The sequence below is a fragment of the Salinicola sp. V024 genome, from assembly GCF_052645315.1.
In genome coordinates, this window is record NZ_JBQXYB010000004.1 from 265,029 (window position 1) to 287,703 (window position 22,675).

17 protein-coding genes and 2 tRNA genes are annotated in these 22,675 nt (G+C 61.0%); 13 read left to right on the forward strand and 6 right to left on the reverse strand.

From position 1 onward, the window contains the following. Positions 1–50 precede the first annotated feature (50 nt). Positions 51–1,064 (reverse strand): Bug family tripartite tricarboxylate transporter substrate binding protein, encoded by a 1,014-nt coding sequence (locus tag ACUN9V_RS08930; RefSeq protein WP_445511145.1) that lies wholly within the window; start codon positions 1,062–1,064, stop codon positions 51–53. Between the two features lie 424 nt (positions 1,065–1,488). Between ACUN9V_RS08930 and ACUN9V_RS08935 the strand changes: the two genes are divergently transcribed. Continuing rightward, positions 1,489–2,682, forward strand: a complete 1,194-nt coding sequence (locus ACUN9V_RS08935; RefSeq protein ID WP_445511146.1) for an MFS transporter — start codon at positions 1,489–1,491, stop codon at positions 2,680–2,682. A 156-nt stretch (positions 2,683–2,838) separates the two neighbouring features. Here the strand turns inward: ACUN9V_RS08935 and ACUN9V_RS08940 are convergent, their stop codons facing one another. After that, a complete protein-coding gene (locus ACUN9V_RS08940) occupies positions 2,839–3,447 on the reverse strand; it encodes a helix-turn-helix domain-containing protein (protein WP_445511147.1) in 609 nt (202 codons plus the stop codon). Positions 3,448–3,769: 322 nt separating this feature from the next. Between ACUN9V_RS08940 and gltX the strand changes: the two genes are divergently transcribed. The 3 genes from gltX to ACUN9V_RS08955 all read left to right on the forward strand — a co-directional run bounded on the left by gltX (position 3,770) and on the right by ACUN9V_RS08955 (position 5,525). Further along, on the forward strand, positions 3,770–5,248 hold the full coding sequence (gltX, locus tag ACUN9V_RS08945; RefSeq protein ID WP_445511148.1) for a glutamate--tRNA ligase: 1,479 nt from the start codon (positions 3,770–3,772) through the stop codon (positions 5,246–5,248). A gap of 98 nt (positions 5,249–5,346) precedes the next feature. After that, positions 5,347–5,422: transfer RNA gene (locus ACUN9V_RS08950), tRNA-Ala, on the forward strand. A gap of 27 nt (positions 5,423–5,449) precedes the next feature. Next, positions 5,450–5,525 (forward strand) — tRNA-Glu (locus ACUN9V_RS08955). A 408-nt stretch (positions 5,526–5,933) separates the two neighbouring features. Here the strand turns inward: ACUN9V_RS08955 and gltA are convergent. Then, positions 5,934–7,223, reverse strand: coding sequence for a citrate synthase (gltA, locus tag ACUN9V_RS08960; RefSeq protein ID WP_110692172.1), 1,290 nt, complete (start codon positions 7,221–7,223; stop codon positions 5,934–5,936). A 498-nt stretch (positions 7,224–7,721) separates the two neighbouring features. Here gltA and sdhC point away from each other — a divergent pair, with 498 nt between their 5' ends. From sdhC to sucD, 9 genes are all read left to right on the forward strand, one after another. Further along, positions 7,722–8,099, forward strand: coding sequence for a succinate dehydrogenase, cytochrome b556 subunit (gene sdhC / locus ACUN9V_RS08965; protein ID WP_075562586.1), 378 nt, complete (start codon positions 7,722–7,724; stop codon positions 8,097–8,099). After that, positions 8,093–8,440 (forward strand): succinate dehydrogenase, hydrophobic membrane anchor protein, encoded by a 348-nt coding sequence (gene sdhD / locus ACUN9V_RS08970; protein WP_075562585.1) that lies wholly within the window; start codon positions 8,093–8,095, stop codon positions 8,438–8,440. The genes sdhC and sdhD overlap by 7 nt, the downstream gene beginning before the upstream one ends. A gap of 3 nt (positions 8,441–8,443) precedes the next feature. After that, positions 8,444–10,216 (forward strand): succinate dehydrogenase flavoprotein subunit, encoded by a 1,773-nt coding sequence (gene sdhA / locus ACUN9V_RS08975; protein ID WP_075562584.1) that lies wholly within the window; start codon positions 8,444–8,446, stop codon positions 10,214–10,216. A 14-nt stretch (positions 10,217–10,230) separates the two neighbouring features. Continuing rightward, complete coding sequence (locus tag ACUN9V_RS08980) at positions 10,231–10,941, forward strand: succinate dehydrogenase iron-sulfur subunit (RefSeq protein ID WP_075562583.1); 711 nt, start codon at positions 10,231–10,233, stop codon at positions 10,939–10,941. Positions 10,942–11,198: 257 nt separating this feature from the next. Then, positions 11,199–14,030 (forward strand): 2-oxoglutarate dehydrogenase E1 component, encoded by a 2,832-nt coding sequence (locus ACUN9V_RS08985; RefSeq protein WP_445511149.1) that lies wholly within the window; start codon positions 11,199–11,201, stop codon positions 14,028–14,030. 51 nt (positions 14,031–14,081) lie between these two features. After that, on the forward strand, positions 14,082–15,692 hold the full coding sequence (gene odhB / locus ACUN9V_RS08990) for a 2-oxoglutarate dehydrogenase complex dihydrolipoyllysine-residue succinyltransferase (protein WP_445511150.1): 1,611 nt from the start codon (positions 14,082–14,084) through the stop codon (positions 15,690–15,692). Between the two features lie 81 nt (positions 15,693–15,773). Beyond that, positions 15,774–17,225, forward strand: coding sequence for a dihydrolipoyl dehydrogenase (gene lpdA, locus ACUN9V_RS08995; protein WP_445511151.1), 1,452 nt, complete (start codon positions 15,774–15,776; stop codon positions 17,223–17,225). A gap of 116 nt (positions 17,226–17,341) precedes the next feature. Continuing rightward, positions 17,342–18,508: an ADP-forming succinate--CoA ligase subunit beta gene (sucC, locus tag ACUN9V_RS09000; RefSeq protein WP_075562579.1), complete on the forward strand. Its 1,167-nt coding sequence runs from the start codon at positions 17,342–17,344 to the stop codon at positions 18,506–18,508. Further along, positions 18,508–19,380 (forward strand): succinate--CoA ligase subunit alpha, encoded by an 873-nt coding sequence (sucD, locus tag ACUN9V_RS09005; RefSeq protein ID WP_075562578.1) that lies wholly within the window; start codon positions 18,508–18,510, stop codon positions 19,378–19,380. The genes sucC and sucD overlap by 1 nt, the downstream gene beginning before the upstream one ends. 251 nt (positions 19,381–19,631) lie before the next feature. On the opposite strand, the gene ACUN9V_RS09010 is transcribed toward sucD, so the two are convergent. Genes ACUN9V_RS09010 through ACUN9V_RS09020 form a run of 3 tightly spaced genes read right to left on the reverse strand, consistent with a single transcriptional unit; the run spans position 19,632 to position 22,568 of the window. After that, on the reverse strand, positions 19,632–20,630 hold the full coding sequence (locus tag ACUN9V_RS09010; protein ID WP_075562577.1) for a lysylphosphatidylglycerol synthase transmembrane domain-containing protein: 999 nt from the start codon (positions 20,628–20,630) through the stop codon (positions 19,632–19,634). Continuing rightward, positions 20,627–21,442 carry a DUF2334 domain-containing protein gene (locus tag ACUN9V_RS09015; RefSeq protein WP_445511152.1) on the reverse strand — a complete coding sequence of 272 codons (816 nt, stop codon included), beginning with the start codon at positions 21,440–21,442 and terminating at the stop codon, positions 20,627–20,629. The genes ACUN9V_RS09010 and ACUN9V_RS09015 overlap by 4 nt, the downstream gene beginning before the upstream one ends. Further along, on the reverse strand, positions 21,435–22,568 hold the full coding sequence (locus ACUN9V_RS09020) for a glycosyltransferase family 4 protein (RefSeq protein WP_110692167.1): 1,134 nt from the start codon (positions 22,566–22,568) through the stop codon (positions 21,435–21,437). Before ACUN9V_RS09020 ends, ACUN9V_RS09015 begins: the two co-directional genes overlap by 8 nt. Positions 22,569–22,675: the final 107 nt, after the last annotated feature.

Consider the following 22,675-nt stretch of genomic DNA (forward strand, 5'->3'; position numbering starts at 1 on the left):
GATAGGTGGACAAGGCGGCCGGGATAGGCGGGCGCCCGTCGCCGTAAGGGCTAGTGCGTCATGCCCAGTTCGGCGCCGATCTCCTGGATATCGCTGATCTGTCTAGCAACGAACTGATTCAGTTCGTCACCGGATTTGTGGAATGGCAGGAGTCCATTCTGGGTCATGATCTGTTGCCACTGCGGGGTGTCGTAGAGCCCGTTCAGGGTCTTTTTCCACCAGGCATAGCTCTCTTCGGAGGCTCCGACGGGGGTGTAGAAACCCCGCCAGTTGGGGGCAACCACGTCGATGCCCTGTTCCTTGGCCGTGGGGATGTCGGCGAACTGCCCGGGCAGCCGTTCATCGGAAAACACGGCCAGAATGCGCAGATCGCCGCTGTCGACGAAACTCTTGGCTTCGCTGATATCACCGGTGAACGCGTCGATGTGGCCGCCCAGCAGCTGGCTAATGGCCACCGAGCCGGAATCGAAAGCGAGGTACTTGATATCGCGAATGGGTTTGACGCCGGCTTTGCGTGCCGCCATCAGCACCTTGATGTGGTCGAAGCCGCCCGCCACATCGCCGCCGGAGAACGTCACGCTACCCGCATCGGCCTTGAGGGCGTCGAGCAGCTGCGTCAGTGACTGATAAGGCGAGTCCTTGGCGACGGCGATCACGCCGTAGTCGGCGCCCAGCGTCGCGACCCAGCGTACCTGGTCGGCACGCCCGCCAGGGTAGTTGCCCAGCGCCAGTTGAGTCGTGGTGGCGGTCGATGCCGCGACGATCAGGTCGTCGTCGCTGGCACGCTTGGCCTGTACATGGCTGAAAGCGACGCCCCCGCTGGCGCCTGGAACGTTGATCGTCTGCATGGCGGCAGGGATCATCGACAGATCCTGCAACGCCCGTGCCACTGAGCGACAGGTGAAATCCCAGCCGCCGCCGGGTTGTGCCGGTGCAATGCAGTCGACCTTGCCTTGTGGCGCGGCATGGGCGGGAACCGCAAGGATCAACGCCAGCAACGGCAGGGCCTGGCAGAGCCGCTTGAGGGAGCGTTTCGGCGAGCAGTGATCGGTAGAGAAACTCATGGTCATGAATCCGTAATAGAGGGAGCGACCGCGCGACAGTAGCGGATTGACCGTGAGTTCGCTATTGCCCTTTGGCAAGGACGAGGCGGGTGGTTAGCGCAGATCTGGCCGGCAGTGACCGATGGGAAAATAGCTGGGTACACGGCTATGGCGCAGGCAAAAAAAACGCCGCGCAGGGCGCGGCGATAACGATCATTGCAGTAAGCTCGAGAAACCGCATAGCGACAGCTGTGTTGAATCTCTTGGCTACTCAGAGCGGCTATCGTTAAAAAAGTTCCTTGACGAAATCCCCAAGGGCTGAAAATAGGCCTGAGCTACAGCATGGCCCTGAGAATCGCTGTGGATTGCGCCGTTTCAGTTTCCATTTGACGACAAGCTGTGAATAATTGCGCTCTACGCAATTAGACTAAAGTTGGAGAGTGTTGTGGCTCACACAGCTGAAACCGGCGCCGCGAAACCGTCGCGGCGGTTTACGTTATTGATCGAATTCGCGTTGGCGGTCGGCGGATTTGCCATCGGCGTGGGCGAGTTCACGATCATGGGCCTGATGCCCAACGTGGCCGAGGCGCTGAACATCACGGAGCCGCAAGTGGGCAACGTGATCAGTGCTTACGCCCTGGGCGTGGTGGTGGGCGCGCCGCTGATTGCGGTGCTGGGGTCACATTTCTATCGGCGCCACCTGCTGCTCATGCTGATGGCCTTTTTCGCGCTCGGGAATATCGCCAGTGCCCTGGCGCCCAATTACCCCACGCTGATGGTCTTTCGATTCATTTCCGGACTGCCTCACGGGGCCTATTTCGGCGTCGCTTCGCTGGTCGCGGCCTCGCTGGTTCCCTCGCACAAGCGTGCCCAGGCGGTCAGTCGAGTCATGTCGGGCCTGACCATTGCGATGCTGGTGGGTAACCCTTTCGCGACCTGGCTGAGCCAGCTATTGAGCTGGCGCTTCGCTTTCGTGCTGGTCGGCGGCATTGCCGTCCTTACCGTGATTCTGGTGTTTCTCTATCTACCGCTCAATCGGCAGGAGGTGCGTAACAGCCCCTCCCAGGAGCTGACAGCGCTCAAGCGGCCTCAGATCTGGCTGACGTTGGGGGTCGGTGCGATTGGCTTTGCCGGCATGTTCTGCGTCTTCAGCTATCTGGCGCCGGTGCTGATCAACGTGACCCAAGTGTCGCCCCATTGGATACCGGTGGCGCAGGCGGCGTTTGGTGCCGGGGCGATTATCGGCAATATCGCCGGCGGTAAACTCTACGATCGGATGCAACTCAAGGGCGTGGGTTGGCTGCTGGTGTGGTGTATCGCGATCCTGCTGCTGTTCCCGCTGGCGGCGCAGTCGCTGTGGTCGATCCTGCTGATCTGCGTGGCCATCGGCACCATGGTGTCGTTATCACCGGCGTTGCAGACACGCCTGATGGATGTGGCGGCAGACGCCCAGACGCTGGCGGCTGCGTCCAATCACGCGGCCTTCAATGTCGCCAACGCTCTGGGGCCGTGGCTGGGTGGCGTGGCGATTGGCGCGGGTTTCGGCTGGACCGCTACCGGCTACGTCGGGGCAGCGACGGCAGTAGGGGGGCTGATCGTGTTCTTCTTCGCCTATCGCCAGCAGCAACGCCACGGTTGAGCGGGCGCAGGCTTAGGTTCTGAGTCAGGCTCGTAGGAAGGTGTGATTCAAAGTGCTCCGTTCCCGCGAGCGGGGCGCTCGAAGAAGCGACGCGTTCCCTCCGGCGCAGCGCCGAGGCCGGCCTCGGCGCTAAGCGCAGGCCGGGGTTGCCCCGGGCTACTGACGGCTCCAGCGGGCACGGAGATAGCCGATGATGCGAAACGGTGGATGACGAACGCTCTCGACGGTCACGCCATGCAGCTGCTCGCCGCTGACCCGCATTCTGCCGGAAGCGAGATGCTCCAGATACTGGATCTGCAGCTTGTCGTCGCGCTCCAGCAGATAGAGACCGTCCTGCTGGAATCTATCGCAAGGTGCGATGGCGGCGATATCCCCCTCGAACAGGAAATCGAAGGACTCGTTGTCCGCGGGCGTGACCAGGTGGCAATCCCGAGTCAGCATCTGCAGCGTGGACATCTCCTCGGCGCCGCCATCCCGCCGCTCCCACGGCGCTGCCAGATGGGCCTGCAAACTGAACACGGCCATGCTCGACGTCCGGGAGGTAGACGCCATCGCGTTCAACGAGTCATCGTCGAGCAGTTGCTTGATCGAACAGTCCAGCGCCGACGTGAGTGCCACCAGGCGTTCGTGTCCGATCTGCTTGATGGTGCCTGACTCCCAATAGGAAATCGTGACGTCAGAGACGCCCACCCGTCTTGCCAGTGCAGCCTTGCTCATGCCTGCCTGGAGGCGGAGCTGTTTGATTCGTGGTCCTAACCCGTCCATCCATGAATCTCGCCTGCGTATTGGTGCTGTGAGGATATCCACTCATTGCCGAAGTATGTTTCGGGTTACAGAGTTGTGAAGTGTTATGGCGATAAATTTTTTTATCGTGCCCAAAGCCTTGGCCTCGGGGTGTCTGCTGTCAAGCGAAAACCCCGGAGCAGTGGTCCCGTGCAGCCGGGGCTGACGGTCGTTATCGACGTCCTGGGCGCCAGCGCGACCCGCCAGAGCCTCGAAGACCCAAACTTGGACATGAGGAGACACTGCAGTCGCGCCCGATGGGGGCGTATAATCTGGCGGCTCGTTCATCAACGGAATGGATTTCATGACGGTACGCACGCGTATTGCGCCTTCGCCCACCGGCGATCCGCACGTCGGCACGGCTTATATCGCTCTCTTCAATCTCTGCTTCGCTCGTCAGCATGGCGGGCAGTTCGTTTTGCGCATCGAGGACACCGACCGTCAGCGCTCCACTGCCGAATCGGAGCAGATGATTCTCGATTCGCTGCGCTGGCTGGGGCTGGATTGGGACGAGGGGCCGGATGTCGGCGGCCCCCACGGCCCTTATCGGCAAAGTGAGCGTGGCGAAATCTATGCCAGACACGCCGAGGAGCTGCTCGAGCGTGGGCACGCTTTCAAATGCTATCGCACCGGTGAAGAGCTCGACGCCCTGCGCGATGAACGCAAGGCGGCGGGGCTGCATCTTGCCCTGAAGCCTCAGGATCTGGCGCTGGACCCGGAAGAGCAGCGACGGCGGGAGGCGGAAGATTATCCCTATGTCATCCGCATGAACGTGCCTTCCGAGGGGGTATGTGAAGTCGACGACATGCTGCGAGGTCGGATCGAGGTCGACTGGGCGCAGGTCGATGCCCAGATATTGATGAAGTCGGACGGCATGCCGACCTACCATCTGGCCAACGTGGTCGACGACCATCTGATGGGTATCACTCATGTCCTGAGGGGTGAGGAGTGGATCAATTCGGCGCCCAAGCACAAGCTGCTCTATGAATATTTCGGCTGGCCAATGCCTGAGCTGTGCCATATGCCGCTGTTGCGCAATCCGGACAAGTCGAAGCTGTCCAAGCGCAAGAACCCGACCTCGATCCACTATTATCGTCGCATGGGATTTCTGCCGCAGGCTGTGACCAACTATCTCGGACGAATGGGATGGTCGATGCCGGATGAGCGAGAAAAGTTCAGTCTCGATGAGATGATGGCTCACTTCGATATCCAGCGCGTTTCACTCGGTGGCCCGGTGTTCGATCTCGATAAGCTGACCTGGCTCAACGGCGTCTATATTCGAGAAGATCTCGATGATGCAGCCTTGCTGAAGGCGCTACGGGACTGGGCGTTCAACGAAGCGTATGTCGGTCAGATCCTGCCGCAGATCCGTCCACGTATCTCGACGCTATCGGATGCCATGCCGCTGGCCGGGCATTTCTTCGCCGGTCTGCCTGATATCGACGAGTCCAGCTTCGAGGATGTCGATCTCGAGAAGGAGACCTTGCTGGCGCTGCTGCAGTTCCTGGTATGGCGGCTGGAAGTCGTGCCGCGTTGGGAGAAAGACGATATGCTCGGCGAGGTCAAGCACCTTGCCGCCTACTTCGAGTTGAAGATGAAGGTGTTCCTGGCGCCGGTGTTCGTTGCCGTAACGGGCAGTACCCATTCGACCTCGGTGCTCGACGCCATGGCGATTCTCGGCTCCGACATGACGCGCGCGCGTCTGCGGCATGCCATCGACGTATTGGGCGGAATTTCCAAGAAGCAGGCGAAGCGGCTGGAAAAGACCTTCCGCGAAGTGTGACGTGGCAGGGTGCCGGCTTATCGAGAAAGTCATTTTTATCGCGATAAAACGTTGACTTATCAGTGGTGTGAACGTATATTTCGCCCCGTTCTTGGGACGGGGCCTTAGCTCAGCTGGGAGAGCGCAACACTGGCAGTGTTGAGGTCAGCGGTTCGATCCCGCTAGGCTCCACCACAAGAACCGGCATCAGCCGTTGTCCGCGTCCCATTCGTCTAGTGGTCCAGGACACCGCCCTTTCACGGCGGTAACAGGGGTTCGAACCCCCTATGGGACGCCACTTTCTCGTCTAAAGTCTCTCCTCTCTTCCCTGTATGTCGTCTTCGATATCCCTGTTCGCGGATTCTTGCGGCTGTTGATAACCCTTCCAGATTCGTCATCTTCAGGCTTGACATCGCGTCGGCTTTTCCACTGCTTGATCCTGTCTCTCCTGCATCGCCGCTAACTTGCTGAAAGTACGCGCAAGAAATTTTTTGCTATTAAAATCAATGCCTTATTGTTGGTCAAAAATTACTCAATTTGCTGGCGGGGCGCCTCTGGAGGCGGTTTGGTGACATTATCGAGTGGTTTTTAACAGGGTTATCCACAGTAAGTGTGGAAATCTTCCGGGCGACCCGTCCGCATAAAAAAACCGCCGACCCAGGGTCGGCGGTTTTGACGGTGCTAGCTATTCGCTGTCCGGATCATCTTACTTGTCGTTCGGGTAGTCGCGCTTGTCGTATCCGGTGTAGAGCTGGCGAGGACGGCTGATGCGATAGCCGTTGGTGATCATCTCGTTCCAGTGGGAAATCCAGCCAACGGTACGCGCCATCGCGAAGATGACGGTAAACATGTTGGTGGGAATGCCGATGGCCTTGAGAATGATCCCCGAGTAGAAGTCGACGTTGGGGTAGAGCTTGCGCTCGATGAAATACTCGTCCTCGAGGGCGATCTGTTCCAGGCGCTTGGCGATCTGCAGCTGGGCATCGTCCCCGACCCCCAGTTCGCCCAGGACCTCGTCGCAGGTTTCCTTCATCACCTTGGCGCGTGGATCAAAGTTGCGATACACACGATGACCGAAGCCCATCAGCTTGAACGGGTCGTCCTTGTCCTTGGCCTTGTCGATGAAGCGCTGGATGTTCTCTTCCGAGTCATCCCCGATCTCGTCGAGCATGGCCAGTACCGCTTCATTGGCACCGCCGTGTGCCGGTCCCCAAAGTGCTGCGATCCCGGCGCTGATGCAGGCGAACGGGTTGGCGCCGGTCGAGCCCGCCAGACGAACGGTGGACGTCGAGGCGTTCTGCTCATGATCGGCATGCAGCATGAAGATGCGATCCATGGCCTTGGCGATGACCGGATTGACCTCATAGCTCTCGCACGGATTGCCGAACATCATGTGCAGGAAATTTTCGGAGTAGTTGAGGTCGTTGCGCGGATACATGAACGGCTGGCCGATGTTGTACTTGTGACACATCGCCGCCAGGGTCGGCATCTTGGCAATCAGGCGTATGGCGCTGACATGGCGCTGATCGGCCTGAGTGATGTCGAGGTTGTCATGATAGAACGCGGCAAGACCGCCAACGACACCGCAGAGGACTGCCATGGGGTGGGCGTCGCGGCGGAAGCCCTTGTAGAAGTTGACGATCTGCTCGTGAACCATGGTGTGGCGAGCGATCGTGCTTCTGAACGTTTCATATTCATCGGAAGAGGGGAGCTCGCCGAACATCAACAGATAGGAGAGCTCGACGTAGTCTGAGTTCTCGGCCAGCTGTTCGATGGGGTAGCCGCGATGAAGCAGGGTGCCGGCAGCGCCATCGATATAGGTGATGCCAGATTCGCACGAAGCAGTAGCGACGAAGCCAGGGTCGTAGGTAAACAGGCCTTCTGCGGTCAGGCTGCGGACGTCGATGACATCGGGGCCGACGGTGCCGGAGTAGACCGGCAGTTCGATGGCATTGTCGACACCATCGACCGATAATTTCGCTTTTCTGTCAGCCATGTAGGCCTCCTTTAACGTGACATAAGCCTTTGTCTTTACTGCCGTGCGGGCGAAAAATCGTTCGCCCACTATAGGTTTCCGCGGGGGATTGTCAATTCGCCAGAGGGGCCCCGGCGCCGCGGTTGCGGCGCCGGTCCCCATGCGCGAGATGATGGCGGGTGCCGGGCTGGTTGGAAGTGTGCCCGTTCCTGTACTGGTCAGAGCACCATCATACCAACTGAAGGGGGCGGGCTGACAATAACGAAAGAATTCGAAATGAGTGTCGACAACCTTAAGTCTTCACCGGAGCTGGAATTTTTCGCTGTTTTGCCGTCAAGGGAACGATGTGGCGATTTGTCATACCGCTACCCAAACCCTATAATCTGCTACCGCACGATTTGGCATCGTCAGCCGGTTTGGGCCGCATCGGAACTGCTCTTGCGACCGTGATCCTGCTTCTAAAAACCACCGCCCCTGAACGGGCATGACCCGTCAGGGTTAAGAGAGTGTTTAAGCGCCGTGAATAGCAAACGTCCAGTAAACCTCGACCTATCCACCATTCATTTTCCACTTCCCGCACTCACTTCCATCGCACATCGCATTACCGGCGTGATTCTCTTCGTCGGCCTGATCTTCGGCTTCTGGGCACTGGATGCGTCACTGTCCTCGCCCGAGGGGTTCGAATCGGTGCGTAATGCGCTGGCTCACAATGTGCTGGCGAAGCTGATTACCTGGGGCCTGCTATCGGCACTCGGTTTTCACTTTGTCGCGGGGATCAAGCACCTGCTCATGGATACCGGCTACGGTGTCGATCTCGAGGGTGGCAATCGCAAGGCGCAGATCACGGTCGTGATCAGTGCTGTCTTGGTGGTTCTGGCGGGAGTCTGGGTATGGTAACCAATATTACGAATCTGGGTCGCAGCGGGCTCTCCGATTGGCTCATCCAGCGGGTGTCGGCCGTCGTTCTGGCGCTTTATGCGCTGTTCGTCGTGGCCTATCTGCTGTTCCATCCCAATCTGGACTATGCCACCTGGAGTGGCCTGTTCGCCCAGACCTGGATGCGCATCTTCTCCTTGCTGGCCTTCATATCCATGGCCGCTCACGCCTGGGTCGGTCTGTGGACGGTTTCCACCGACTATCTCAAACACACCGGTGTTCGCTTCGGTTTCCAGGCCGTGGTGATTCTCGCCATCTTCGTTTTTCTGGTGTGGGGCGTTCAAGTCCTCTGGGGAGCCTGATTCATGTCTACCATGCGTAACCTGTCATTCGACGCCATCATCATCGGTGGTGGCGGTTCTGGCCTGCGAGCGGCGCTCGAACTGGCCAAGTCCGGCAAGAAGACCGCCGTGCTGTCCAAGGTCTTCCCGACCCGCTCCCATACCGTGTCTGCTCAGGGTGGCATCACCTGTGCCATCGCTTCCGCCGATCCCGATGACGATTGGCGCTGGCACATGTACGACACCGTCAAGGGTGGCGACTACATCGCCGATCAGGACGCCGCCGAGTACCTCTGCTCCGAAGGCCCCAAGGCCGTGTTCGAGCTCGAGCACATGGGGTTGCCGTTCTCGCGTTTTGACAACGGCCGTATCTACCAGCGTCCGTTCGGCGGCCAGTCCAAGGACTTCGGCAAGGGCGGCCAGGCGGCGCGTACCTGTGCCGCGGCTGACCGTACCGGCCATGCGCTGCTGCACACGCTCTATCAGAATAACCTGAAGAACAACACCGTCTTCCTGGACGAGTGGTACGCCATCGATCTGGTGAAGAATGCCAATGGCGATGTCGTGGGCTGCATTGCGCTGTGCATCGAGACCGGTGAAATCGTTCACGTCACCTCCAAGGCGACCGTGCTGGCCACCGGCGGGGCGGGACGTATCTTCGCCTCGACCACCAACGCGCTGATCAATACCGGCGACGGTATCGGCATGGCGCTGCGGGCCGGTTTCCCGATGCAGGATATGGAAATGTGGCAGTTCCACCCGACCGGGATCTATGGCGCGGGTACCCTGGTGACGGAAGGCTGTCGTGGCGAGGGCGGCTATCTGATCAACAAGGATGGCGAACGCTTCATGGAGCGCTACGCGCCCAACGCCAAGGATCTGGCCGGCCGCGACGTGGTCGCCCGCTCGATGGTCATGGAAGTGCTGGAAGGTCGCGGCTGCGGCGAGAACGGCGACCACGTGATGCTCAAGCTGGACCACCTCGGCGAAGAGGTGCTGATGAAGCGCCTGCCGGGTATCGTCGAGCTCTCCAAGACCTTCGCCCACGTGGATCCGGTCAAGGAACCGATCCCGGTGACGCCGACCTGCCACTACATGATGGGCGGTATTCCGACCAACGTGCATGGCCAGGCCATCACCCAGGACAGCGATGGCAACGACCACATCATCAACGGCCTGTTCGCCTGCGGTGAAGCGGCCTGCGTGTCGGTTCATGGCGCCAACCGTCTGGGCGGCAACTCGCTGCTCGACCTGGTGGTCTTCGGTCGTGCCGCCGGCATCTACATCGACAAGGCGCTGAGCGAAGGGATCGACTATCTCGATGCGTCCGCTTCCGACATCGAGCGCGCCACCAGCCGTCTGGCGCGCTGGAACGAGTCCAGCGGTGGCGAGTCGGTTTCGGAGCTCAAGACCGAGCTGCAGAACACCATGCAGAATGCTTTCGGCGTGTTCCGTCAGGAAGACAACATGCAGGAAGGCGTCAAGAAGCTGGGCGAGCTGCGCGAGCGTATCGCGCAGGCACATCTTGGCGACAAGTCAGACGTCTTCAATACCGCCCGTGTCGAAGCACTCGAGCTCGACAATCTGCTGGAAGTCGCCGAAGCGACCGCGATCGCGGCGCTGGAGCGTAAGGAAAGCCGCGGCGCTCACTCGCGCTACGACTATCCGGATCGCGACGACGTCAACTGGCTCAAGCACTCGATCTTCAATCCGGGCAACAAGACCGTCACTCAGCGTGACGTCAACTTCACGCCCAAGACGGTCGATACTTTCGAGCCGAAGATCCGTACCTACTAAGGGGGTTGTCAACGATGTCCAGTCTTCAGGTTTCCGTCTATCGCTACAACCCTGAGACCGACTCCGCGCCGTACATGCAGGAGTTCCAGATCGATACTCAAGGTCGCGATCTGATGGTTCTCAACATCCTGACCATGATCAAGGATCAGGATAGCTCGATGGCGTTTCGCCGCAGCTGTCGCGAAGGTGTCTGTGGCTCCGATGGGATGAACATGAACGGTACCAACGGTCTGGCCTGCATTACGCCGCTATCCGGCGTGGTGAAGGACAACAAGCTGGTGCTGCGTCCGTTGCCGGGGCTGCCGGTCATGCGCGACCTGGTGGTCGACATGGGGCTGTTCTACAAGCAGTACGAGCGGATGCAGCCATATCTGCAGAACGATACCGCCGAACCGGCGATCGAGCGTCTGCAGTCGCCGGAAGAGCGCGACAAGCTCGACGGTCTGTACGAGTGCATTCTGTGCGCGTGCTGCTCGACCTCTTGCCCGTCGTTCTGGTGGAATCCGGACAAGTTCGTCGGTCCCGCGGGTCTGCTGCAGGCGTATCGCTTCCTGGCAGACTCTCGTGATAACGCGACCCAGGCCCGTCTGGCCGAACTGGAAGATCCGTTCAGCCTGTTCCGGTGTCGCGGCATCATGAACTGCGTGGCGGTGTGCCCGAAAGGCCTCAATCCGACTCGGGCGATCGGCAAGATTCGCGAAATGTTGCTGTCCAACGCCACCTAACTCGTCGAAGGCGGCATCTACGACTTAAATCGTAGCGCTTGGCTTGTTATCATGTCGCCACGCTGTCGACTGCGGCGCGATGTCGCAGTCGAATTCAGCTCAAGATGTTGGCCGGTGCCTTGTGCATCGGCTTTTAACGATCATGACGTAGCTCTGAAGGCATGTTCGTTGGCCGTCTCGCGACGGTTCCGGAGTGACGCCGAGGCGCAACCGCGACCGGCGCCGACAACACCCCATCAGTGTAGGGTGAACAAGAGATGCAAGAAGGCATAATGGAGTTGATGTGGCGCACTTCTCACATGAGCGGCGGCAACGCTCACTATGTGGAAGCGCTCTACGAGCAGTATCTGAATGACCCCGCGACTGTCCCCGACGAGTGGCGCCAAGCGTTTGATCAGCTACCGCGACTGGAAGGCACTCCCGCCCACGATGTTCCTCTCAGCCCCATTCGAGAGCAGTTCTACCAGCTGGCGCGCGAACGGCGTCCTGCCGCAACGGCCGCCACCGGCAGCAGCGAGAACCGTAAGCAGGTCAAGGTTCTTCAGCTGATCAACGCCTATCGATTCCGTGGCCATCAGCGCGCCGAAATCGACCCGCTCGGTCTGCGCAAGCCGGACACCGTCCCCGATCTCGACCTCTCCTTTCACGACCTGACCCAGGCCGACATGAACACCGCGTTCCAGACCGGCTCGTTCTTTCTGGGCAAGGAAGAGGCACCGCTCAAGGAGATCGTCGAGGCACTGGACCAGACTTACTGCCGTTCGATCGGCTGCGAGTTCATGCACATCGTCAACACCGAAGAGAAGCGCTGGCTGCAGCAGCGGTTCGAATCGGTGCGCTCCAAGCCGAAGTACAGCCAGAGCGAGCGTGAACATCTGCTCGAACGCCTGACGGCGGCCGAGGGGTTGGAAAGCTATCTCGCCTCCAAGTACCCCGGCACCAAGCGTTTCGGTCTGGAGGGCGGCGAGTCGTTCATTCCGATGATGGACGAGATCATCCAGCGCAGCGGCAACTATGGCGTCAAGGAAGTGGTCATCGGCATGGCCCACCGCGGGCGTCTCAACCTGCTGGTCAATATCCTCGGCAAGAGCCCTTCGGAGCTGATCGACGAGTTCGACGGCAAGAAACAGATCGAGCACGGTTCCGGCGACGTCAAGTATCACCAGGGTTTCAGCTCCAACGTGATGACGCCCGGTGGCGAGGTTCATCTGGCGCTGGCGTTCAACCCTTCGCACCTGGAGATCGTTTCGCCGGTGGTCGAGGGTTCGGTTCGCGCCCGCCAGGATCGCCGCCAGGATGACGACGGCAAGCAGGTGCTGCCGGTCGTCGTGCATGGCGACGCGGCGTTCGCCGGTCAGGGCGTGGTGATGGAAACCTTCCAGATGTCGCAGACTCGCGGTTACAAGACCGGCGGTACGCTGCACATCGTGATCAACAATCAGGTCGGTTTCACCACGTCGCGTGCCGACGATGCGCGCTCGACCGAGTACTGCACCGACATCGCCAAGATGGTTCAGGCGCCGATTCTGCACGTCAACGGCGACGATCCGGAAGCGGTGCTGCATGCAACTCAGGTTGCCGTCGACTATCGCAAGGAGTTCCAGCGCGATGTCGTCATCGATCTGGTCTGCTATCGCCGTCGGGGCCACAACGAAGCGGATGAGCCCTCCGGCACCCAGCCGCTGATGTACTCCAAGATCAAGTCGCACAAGTCGACGCGCACGCTCTACGTCGAACAGCTGATCAAGGAAGGCGTGCTGGACGAGGACCAGGCCAAGCAGCTGGGCGAGCAGTATCGTGACGACCTGCTGGCCGGCAATCATGTTGCCAACGCGCTGGTCAAACAGCCCAACACCGGACTGTTCGTCGACTGGACGCCCTATCTCGGCCACGAGTGGAGCGGCGATACCGATACCAGCTGCGACCTCGAACATCTGACGCAGCTGGCGCAGAAGATGAGCGAGATCCCCAACGGTATCGACGTTCAACGTCAGGTATCTCGGGTCTACGAGGAGCGTCGCAAGATGCTCGCCGGCAACCAGCCGCTCAACTGGGGCTTCGCCGAGACGCTGGCCTACGCCACCCTGGTCGACGCCGGTCATCCGGTCCGTCTGACCGGCCAGGACACCGGCCGAGGCACGTTCTCGCATCGTCACGCCGTGGTCCACAATCAGGCCGACGCGTCGACCTATGTGCCGCTTCAGCACATCAAGGACGATCAGCCGGCTTTCGCCATCTACGACTCGTTCCTGTCGGAGGAGGCCGTGCTGGCGTTCGAATATGGCTACGCCACCACGGCGCCCAACTCGCTGATCGTGTGGGAAGCGCAGTTCGGTGACTTCTTCAACGGTGCCCAGGTCGTGGTCGATCAGTTCATCTCGTCGGGTGAGTCGAAGTGGGCGCGATTCTGTGGTCTGACCCTGCTGTTGCCGCACGGCTACGAAGGGCAGGGGCCGGAGCACTCCTCCGCTCGCCTCGAGCGTTTCCTGCAGCTTTGTGCCGAGCACAACATGCAGGTCTGCGTGCCCACCACGCCGGCGCAGATCTTTCACTTGCTGCGCCGCCAGGTGATTCGTCCGCTGCGCAAGCCGTTGATCGTGATGTCGCCGAAGAGTCTGCTGCGTCACAAGGACGCGACTTCGACCATGGAAGAGCTGTCCGATGGCCGCTTCCAGATGGTCATTCCCGATATCGGCGAGCGAGATCCCCAGCAGGTCAAGCGGGCCGTGCTCTGTTCGGGCAAGGTCTACTATGACCTCGCGACGTACCGCTCCGAAAACGAGCGTGACGATACGGCGATCATTCGTGTCGAGCAGCTCTATCCGTTCCCCAAGGACGAGCTGCTGGAAGCGCTGAAGACCTATCCGAATCTGGAGCAGGTCGTCTGGTGTCAGGAAGAACCGCTCAACCAGGGTGCCTGGTATCAGAGCCAACATCATCTGCGCCTGGTGGCAAGCATGGTGCGCGAGGGGCTGGATCACGGCCTCAAGTTCGCCGGTCGTCCGGCGTCTGCCGCCCCGGCCGCAGGCTATATGTCTGTCCATGTGGCCCAACAGAGCCAACTGGTCGACGACGCTTTCAACGCGTAAGGCGCCTTGCCGCTGAGACAGGCGCGAGAGAAAAGAGACTAAGGATACGACATGGCTACTGATATCAAAGCGCCGACTTTTCCCGAATCCGTTGCCGAGGGAACGGTTGCCACCTGGCACAAGAAAGTGGGTGATAGCGTCGAGCGCGATGAACTGATCGTCGAGATCGAGACCGACAAGGTCGTTCTCGAAGTGGTGGCGCCCGAAGCGGGCACGCTCTCCGAAATCAAGATCGAGGAAGGCAACACCTGTGAGTCCGAACAGGTGCTGGGCGTTCTCGGCGCGGCTTCCGAGGGCGGCAAGAGCGAGGACAAGCCCTCAGCCGATGCCAAGGGCGAAGCCGAGTCGGAAGACAAGGGCCAATCGGCGAATGAAGAGAAGCCGGCTGCCAAGGATAAGCCTGCGGCCTCCGGCAAGAGTCATGAGGTCAAGGCGCCGAGCTTCCCTGAATCCGTTCAGGAAGGCACCGTCGCCAGCTGGAACAAGAAGGTCGGCGAAGCGGTCAAGCGCGATGAAGTGCTGGCCGAAATCGAGACCGATAAGGTCGTGCTCGAAGTCGTTGCACCGGCTGACGGCGCGCTCGCCGAGATCAAGGTCGAAGAAGGCGAGGTCGTCGAATCCGAAGCGCTGCTGGCCGTGTTCTCCGAAGGTGCCGGTGGAGAAGGTGCCGGTGGTGACAACGACAGCAGTGCTTCCGCCGAATCCGCCGGCGACCAGGACCAGGCATCAGCCGCCGAAGGCGAGCAGGACGCCAAGGTCGACGGCAAGATTCTGGCCCCGGCCGCGCGCAAGATGGCGGCCGAGAACGATCTCGACGTCAGCAAGCTCGAGGGGACCGGCAAGGGCGGTCGCGTGCTGAAGGAAGACGTGCAGAAGGCGATCGACGACGGCTCGGCGAAGAAATCCGCCAAGCCGGCAGCGTCTGCTCCGAAAGCGGCGGCTGCGCCGGCGGTCGAGGGCGAGCGTCCCGAACAGCGCGTGCCGATGAGCCGTCTGCGCCAGACCATCGCCAAGCGTCTGGTCCAGGCTCAGCAGACCGCCGCCATGCTCACTACCTACAACGAGGTGGACATGAGCGCGGTGATGGCGCTGCGCAGCGAATACAAGGACACCTTCCTCAAGGCGCACGACGTCAAGCTCGGCTTCATGGGCTTTTTCGTCAAGGCGGCGACCGAGGCGCTCAAGCGCTTCCCGGACGTCAACGCCTCCATCGACGGCACCGATATCGTCTATCACGGCTATCAGGATATCGGCGTTGCCGTTTCCACGCCGCGAGGTCTGGTCGTGCCGGTGCTGCGTGACACCGACAGCATGAAGCTGGCCGATGTCGAGAAGGCTATCGGCGATTTCGGTCAGCGTGGCAAGCAAGGCAAGCTCGGCATCGAAGACATGCAGGGTGGCACGTTCACCATCACCAACGGCGGCATCTTCGGTTCGCTGATGTCGACGCCGATCCTGAATCCGCCGCAGACCGCGATCCTGGGCATGCACAAGATCCAGGAACGTCCGATGGTAGTGAACGGCAAGGTCGAGATCCGTCCGATGATGTATCTCGCCGTCTCCTACGATCACCGCATGATCGATGGCAAGGACGCGGTCCAGTTCCTGGTGGCCATCAAGTCGTTGCTGGAAGATCCGGCGCGTCTGCTGCTGGACATCTAAGCGTCTTCGACTCAACCATCCGACTGTCGATTCGCCGGGCTCGCCCGGCGAATGGCAAACGAAGCGAACAGGATATTTTTCATGGCCGATAAATTCGATGTAATCGTCATTGGTGCGGGTCCTGGAGGCTACGTCGCCGCGATCCACGCCGCTCAGCTGGGCCTCAAGACGGCCTGTGTCGAGAAGTGGGTCAACAAGGAAGGCAAGACGGTTCACGGCGGCACCTGTCTGAACGTGGGTTGCATCCCTTCCAAGGCATTGCTCGAAACCTCGCACAAGTTCGTCGAGACGCGCGATCACTATGCCGAGATCGGGATCAACGTCGGCGATGTCTCGACCGATGTAGCCAAGATGATGGAGTTCAAGAACAGCGTCATCGCCAAGAACACCGGCGGTATCAGCATGCTGTTCAAGTCCAATGGCGTCACTGCGCTGGAAGGCACCGGCAAGCTGCTCGATGGTAAGAAGGTCGAAGTGACCGGCCACGACGGCAAGACGGAAACCTATGAAGCCGATAACGTTGTCATCGCCTCCGGTTCCGTACCGGTGAACATTCCGCCGGCACCGATGACCGACGACGTCATCGTCGACTCTGCCGGTGCGCTGGAGTTCACCGAGGCGCCCAAGCGTCTCGGCGTGATCGGCGCCGGCGTCATCGGGCTCGAGCTGGGCAGCGTGTGGAGCCGCCTGGGCAGCGAAGTTACCGTTCTCGAAGCGCTCGATACCTTCCTGCCGATGGTCGACCAGGCGGTTGCCAAGGATGCCCAGAAGCTGTTCAAGAAGCAGGGTCTGGACATCAAGATGGGCGCCCGGGTGACCGGTTCCGACATCAAGGGCAAGGGCAAGTCGCGCGAAGTCGTGGTCAAGTACACCGACGGCGACGGCGAGCAGGAACAGACCTTCGACAAGCTGATCGTCTGTGTCGGGCGCAAGCCGTACACCGACAAGCTGCTCGACGAGTCGGCGGGCATCAAGCTCGATGAGCGCGGATTCGTGTTCGTCGACGACCAGTGCCGTACCAATGTTTCGGGCGTCTACGCCATCGGCGACGTGGTGCGTGGGCCGATGCTGGCGCACAAGGCCTCCGAAGAGGGCGTCATGGTGGCCGACATCATCGCTGGTCAGAAGCCGGAAATGAACTACGATGCCATTCCCAGCGTCATCTACACGGCGCCGGAAGTGGCGTGGGTCGGCATCAACGAGCAGCAGGCCAAGGAACAGGGCATCGAAGTCAAGACCGGTGCTTTCCCGTTCTCGGCCAGTGGACGCGCGCTCGCCAACAACGCGCCGGAAGGTATGGTTAAGGTCATTGCCGACGCCAACACCGACCGTGTTCTCGGCGTTCATATTCTGGGTCAGCACGCCGGCGAATTGATCGCCCAGGGCGTGATCGCGATGGAATTCGGCTCCAGTGCCGAAGACCTGGCGCTGACCTGCTTCGCGCATCCGACGCTGTCGGAAGCGGTACACGAAGCGGCGCTGGCGGTCGATGGGCACGCCATCCACATGGCCAATCGCAAGAAGCGAAAGTAAGTCGTTCTCTCGCGCTTCTTGCACTAGGTGCCATTCCACCGGGATGGCACGGGGGTGACGAGCCGGCTTCCGGCTCGTTGCCATTCGAGTCACATGCAACCTAATGGCATGAATCGATGAACCTTCACGAGTATCAGGGCAAACAGCTGTTTGCCGATTACGGTCTTCCAGTGTCCAAGGGCTTTGCCGTCGACACGCCGGATGAAGCCGCAAAGGCCTGCAAGAAAATCGGTGGCGACAAGTGGGTCGTCAAGGCACAGGTTCACGCAGGCGGTCGCGGCAAGGCCGGTGGCGTCAAGCTGGTCGAAAGTCCGGAAGCCGCCAAGGCGTTCGCCGAGCAGTGGCTGGGCAAGAATCTGGTGACCTACCAGACCGACGAAAAAGGTCAGCCGGTTGCCAAGATTCTGGTCGAGAACTGCACCGATATCGCCAGCGAGCTGTATCTGGGCGCGGTAGTCGATCGCGCCACACGCCGCGTCGTGTTCATGGCCTCCACCGAAGGTGGTGTCGAAATCGAGAAAGTGGCCGAGGAAACGCCCGAGAAGATCCTCAAGGCCGAGATCGATCCGCTGGTCGGCGCACAGCCGTACCAGGCGCGCGAACTGGCGTTCCAGCTGGGCCTGAACAAGGATCAGATCAAGCAGTTCACCAAGATCTTCCTGGGCCTCTCCAAGCTGTTCCTGGACAAGGACCTGGCGCTGCTGGAAGTCAACCCGCTGGTGATCACCGACGAAGGCAACCTTCACTGCCTCGACGCCAAGATCAACCTCGACGCCAACGCCATGTATCGTCATCCCGACCTGCAGGCGATGCGCGATCCGTCGCAGGAAGACGAGCGCGAAGCGCATGCCCAGGAATGGGAGCTCAACTACGTTGCGCTCGACGGTAACATCGGTTGCATGGTCAACGGCGCAGGCCTGGCCATGGGTACCATGGATATCGTCAACCTCAACGGTGGCAGCCCGGCCAACTTCCTCGATGTCGGTGGCGGTGCGACCAAGGAGCGCGTGGCGGAAGCGTTCAAGATCATTCTCTCCGACACCAACGTCAAGGCCGTTCTGGTCAATATCTTCGGCGGCATCGTACGTTGCGACATGATCGCCGAGGGCATCATCGGTGCCGTCGAGCAGGTCGGCGTCAACGTACCGGTCGTGGTGCGTCTGGAAGGTAACAACGCCGAGCTGGGCGCCGAGAAACTGGCTTCCAGCGGACTCAACATCATCGCTGCTACCAGCCTGACTGACGCGGCTCAGCAGGTCGTCAAAGCGGCGGAGGGCAAGTAATGAGTATCCTGATCGACAAGAGCACCAAGGTCATTTGCCAGGGTTTCACTGGCGGCCAGGGCACCTTCCACTCCGAGCAGGCGATTGCCTACGGCACCAACATGGTCGGTGGTGTCACGCCGGGCAAGGGTGGCCAGGAACATCTCGGTCTGCCGGTGTTCAACACCGTCAAGGAAGCGGTCGAGAAGACTGGCGCCGAAGCGTCCGTCATCTACGTGCCGGCGCCGTTCTGCAAGGACTCGATCCTCGAAGCTGCCAATGCTGGCATCAAGCTGATCGTCTGCATTACCGAAGGCATTCCGACGCTGGACATGCTCGACGTCAAGGTCAAGTGCGACGAGCTGGGTGTGCGTCTGATCGGCCCGAACTGCCCGGGCGTGATCACGCCGGGCGAGACCAAGATCGGCATCATGCCGGGTCATATCCACAAGCCGGGCCGCGTCGGTATCGTTTCGCGCTCGGGGACTTTGACCTATGAAGCGGTCAAGCAGACCACCGATCATGGCTTCGGTCAGTCCACCTGCGTGGGCATCGGCGGCGATCCGATCCCGGGCTCGACGTTCATCGACATCCTCGAGATGTTCGAAAAGGATCCGCAGACCGAAGCGATCGTGATGATCGGTGAAATCGGCGGTACCGCCGAAGAGGAAGCGGCAGCCTACATCAAGGCCAACGTGACCAAGCCGGTGGTGTCCTACATCGCGGGTGTCACGGCGCCTCCGGGTAAGCGCATGGGCCATGCCGGTGCGATCATTTCCGGCGGCAAGGGCACTGCGGACGAGAAGTTCGCGGCGCTGGAAGATGCCGGCGTCAAGACCGTGCGTTCACTCGCCGAAATCGGCGATGCACTGAAAGCTGCCACCGGCTGGTAAGTCAGTGATGCGCTAGGCAGTGCGAGACGTCATGTCTCTTCGACGGCCCGCCAGGTTTTCCTGGCGGGCCGTTGTCGTTTTAGGCGGCGTTTTAGGCGTCGCTTTGGACGGCCGTTTCGGGCGGTCATTTCGTGACCTTCGAATGAAGGAGGGGATGTGCCGGAAACGACCATGCGCCGACCGTCGGCACCGGGCTATCGGCACCGGGCTATCGGCAACGAGCTATTGGCAACAACGACCAGGCACGCCGGCTACGCGCGTTTGCGTTTGTTGATCATGCGCAGGAATGCCTTTCCGGCGGTAGCGAGGAAGATCGGGAAGCCGGCCAGCAGGTAGAAATAGTAGGTGACGAAACGCCAGATCAGCACGGCGGCAGCGGCGCTTTGTGCACCGATCAGCGGCGTCAGCAGAGCGGATGACGTTAACTCGGCGCCCCCGGCGCCCCCGGGCAGGAAACTCAACTGCCCGGCGGCCATCGATACCATCTGGACCAGAAAGGTCCAGGCCCAGTCGATGTGCTGCCCTAGCCCTTGAACGACGAGATAGAGAATGCTGTAGCGGATCAGCCAATGAGCGCAGCAGAGCAGGAATACACTCAGCAACAGCCAGCGCGGTAGCCGCAGGGTTTCGATCAGTGAGTTGCGAAAATGTAGAAGCCGGCGGGCGAAGCCGAAGCGCGATCGGCGCTTGACGTTGAGTTTCTCCAGCCAGCGGCCGGTGATATGCATGACGCGGGTGTAATGGGTCAGCGTCAGCCATAATACGACGAGCGCGCTGAGCAGCAGCAGCGTGGGTAAACCCACCAGCCAGCCGAGTTTCAAGTCGACGGCCTCGATCAGAACGTAGAGTGCGACGCCGATCAGGCCCGACAGGAAGAACAGCAGGTCGGTGAGCTGATCGACGGCAAAAATGGCCGATGCCTGAGCCGGTCTGATGCCGCGCCGGGCCAGCAGGCCGAGCAGGGTTAACGGGCCACCGGTGCCGCCCGGTGTCGCGCAGATCGCGAATTCCGTCGCCATCACGATCGAAAAGGCGCGGATCTGGGAGAGTTTCCCCGCCCGTCCGGCCAACAGCAGTCTTAGACGCAGCGCGTTGAGATTCCAGCAGACCACGATCATGCCCATCATCAGCAGCAGTTGCGAAGTCGGGAAGCCTCGCAGTTCGGCAACGATGCCGCCGCCACCGATCAGAATCGGGATCGCCAGCGCCGCTACCAGACCCAGTGCCAGCAGCCACAGAATACGTTTCATGCCGCTGGACGATCCTTGTTCGCTTGTCTGGCGAGATCGTCAGTCGCGAGGTCGGGCGCCTCATGATCGAGCCAGGTCCGTTTGGTCAACGGTTGGCGACCGTTTTCCAGCAAGTGCTCGACCAGCTGCAGCCAGTAGTCGTAGGAGGGCTTGTAGCGCATGTCGACAGGATGCAGCGCCAGCCGCAGCAGCGGCGCGTGCTGGAAGCGACGATACTGAATGGCGCTGACCACACGCGACATGCCGCGTCGCCAGGCGCTGCGCGCGCTCCATACGATGCTCGGCGCTTCCAGCGGGGCGAAGCCGGGTAGGCGATACAGCTGTTGCGGATCGCTGGTGTAGCTGAACGGACGAGCCTGCAGGGCTTGGCGCGTGCCCTGGCTCATCAGCCAGGCGGGCGCCACGAAGCCGCCATGGGGCCAACCGCAGGCGTCGAACTGCGCCAACCCCTCATCGAGCAGGGCGCCCGCCTGGTCACGGTCGAGCGCGTAGAACTCGCCTTCCCAGGTGTAGATCCGGCGCATGTAGTAATCGCGCAGCGAACGCGGCGCCGGCGCATCGTCACGGTGGTAATAGCCATGCAGTGTCAGCTCGTCGCCGAGCGCCAGGCGGGCATCGAGCACTCGGCGCAGGGTATCGCTCTCCCGGCATTCGCCACGGCCATGAAAATTGGGCACGACGAGCCAGGTGATCGGGATGCGTTGCCCCAGTCGTTCGCCCAGACGGTCGATCGCTTCGACGAAACCGCGATAGTCCGGCCAGGTTTCGGGGGCGATATCGTGGAGCACCAGCGAGAAATGCCGTTTATCCATGCTGAGAGCCCTGCTGGGTTTCCCCCGCACCTTCGGTGGCGCTGGTCAGCCGGCGGTAGTGAGAAAGCAGCCCGTCGATGACGACGTCCCAGTCGTGGTTGCGCTCGACGTAACGGCGCGCGCGACGTCCGGCTTGCGGGGCGTCGTGATTGGCGAACAGCTCTTTCACGGCGCGCGCCATGTCCGCCGGCGAGTGCGGCTCGCTCAACAGACCACAGCCCAGCGGCACGTTTTCGGCCAGCGCGCCCGCCCGGGCGGCGACCACGGGAATACCGCTGGCCATGGCTTCCAGAGCGACCAGGCCGAAGGTCTCCTGGGTGCCGGCGTGGACCAGTGCATCGCTGGACGCCAGCCAGCTCGCGACTTCCTCGGTCGGCGTATAGCGATCGATCACGCTGACGTTGTCGGGAACCTGGGTAGGCATGCTGGGGCCGACCAGCAGTAGGTGATAGCCCTTGCCGAGCAGGCGGGCGGTTTCCAGCAGATCGTGCAGATTCTTTTCGCGCGAGCCACGGCCGACGAAGATCAACAGTTTGGTGTCGTCGTCGAGATTCAGTCGCTGGCGCATGGCGGCGTTCTGGCGGCTGGGGTGGAACGTCTCCAGATCGACGCCCAGCGGCTGGATGGCGACTCGCTCGATTCCGAGCCGTGTCAGCCGCTCGGCCATCACACGGCTGGGTGCCAGCACCTGATCGAAGCGACGGTAGAGCTGATAGACGTAGCGCTCCACCAGTTTGTCGGTGCCGCTACCCAGCCGATTGCTGATCAGCCTGGGCAGATCGGAGTGATAGAACCCGACGACCGGTACGTCGAGCTTGCGTCCGGCACGCAGCGCCGCCCAACCGGTCACGTAGGGATCGCCCGCTTCGATGATATCCGGCGACAGGCGAACTAGCTCGCGCTCCCAGCCGCGTCGGCGCAGCGGAAACCGATAGCCCTGGCTGAACGGCAGCGGCGGTGACGGAATTTCGTGAATGCCGTTATGGGTGAAGAGCTGCGAGCCAGGAATCAGCAGGCTGCAGGTGACGCCGGGCAGCTTGGCAAGGCGCCGGTGCTTGGCATCGAGATAGGTACGGACCCCGCCACTGGCGGGGGCATAGAACATCGTGACGTCGGCAATATGCAACGCGCCGCTCCTCTTAAAAACATCCCTGTCGGTACGGCCCATTCGGAGAATGGCGACGACTGATTGAATCGATGACCGGCGATACCAATGACCGACGATATCCATGA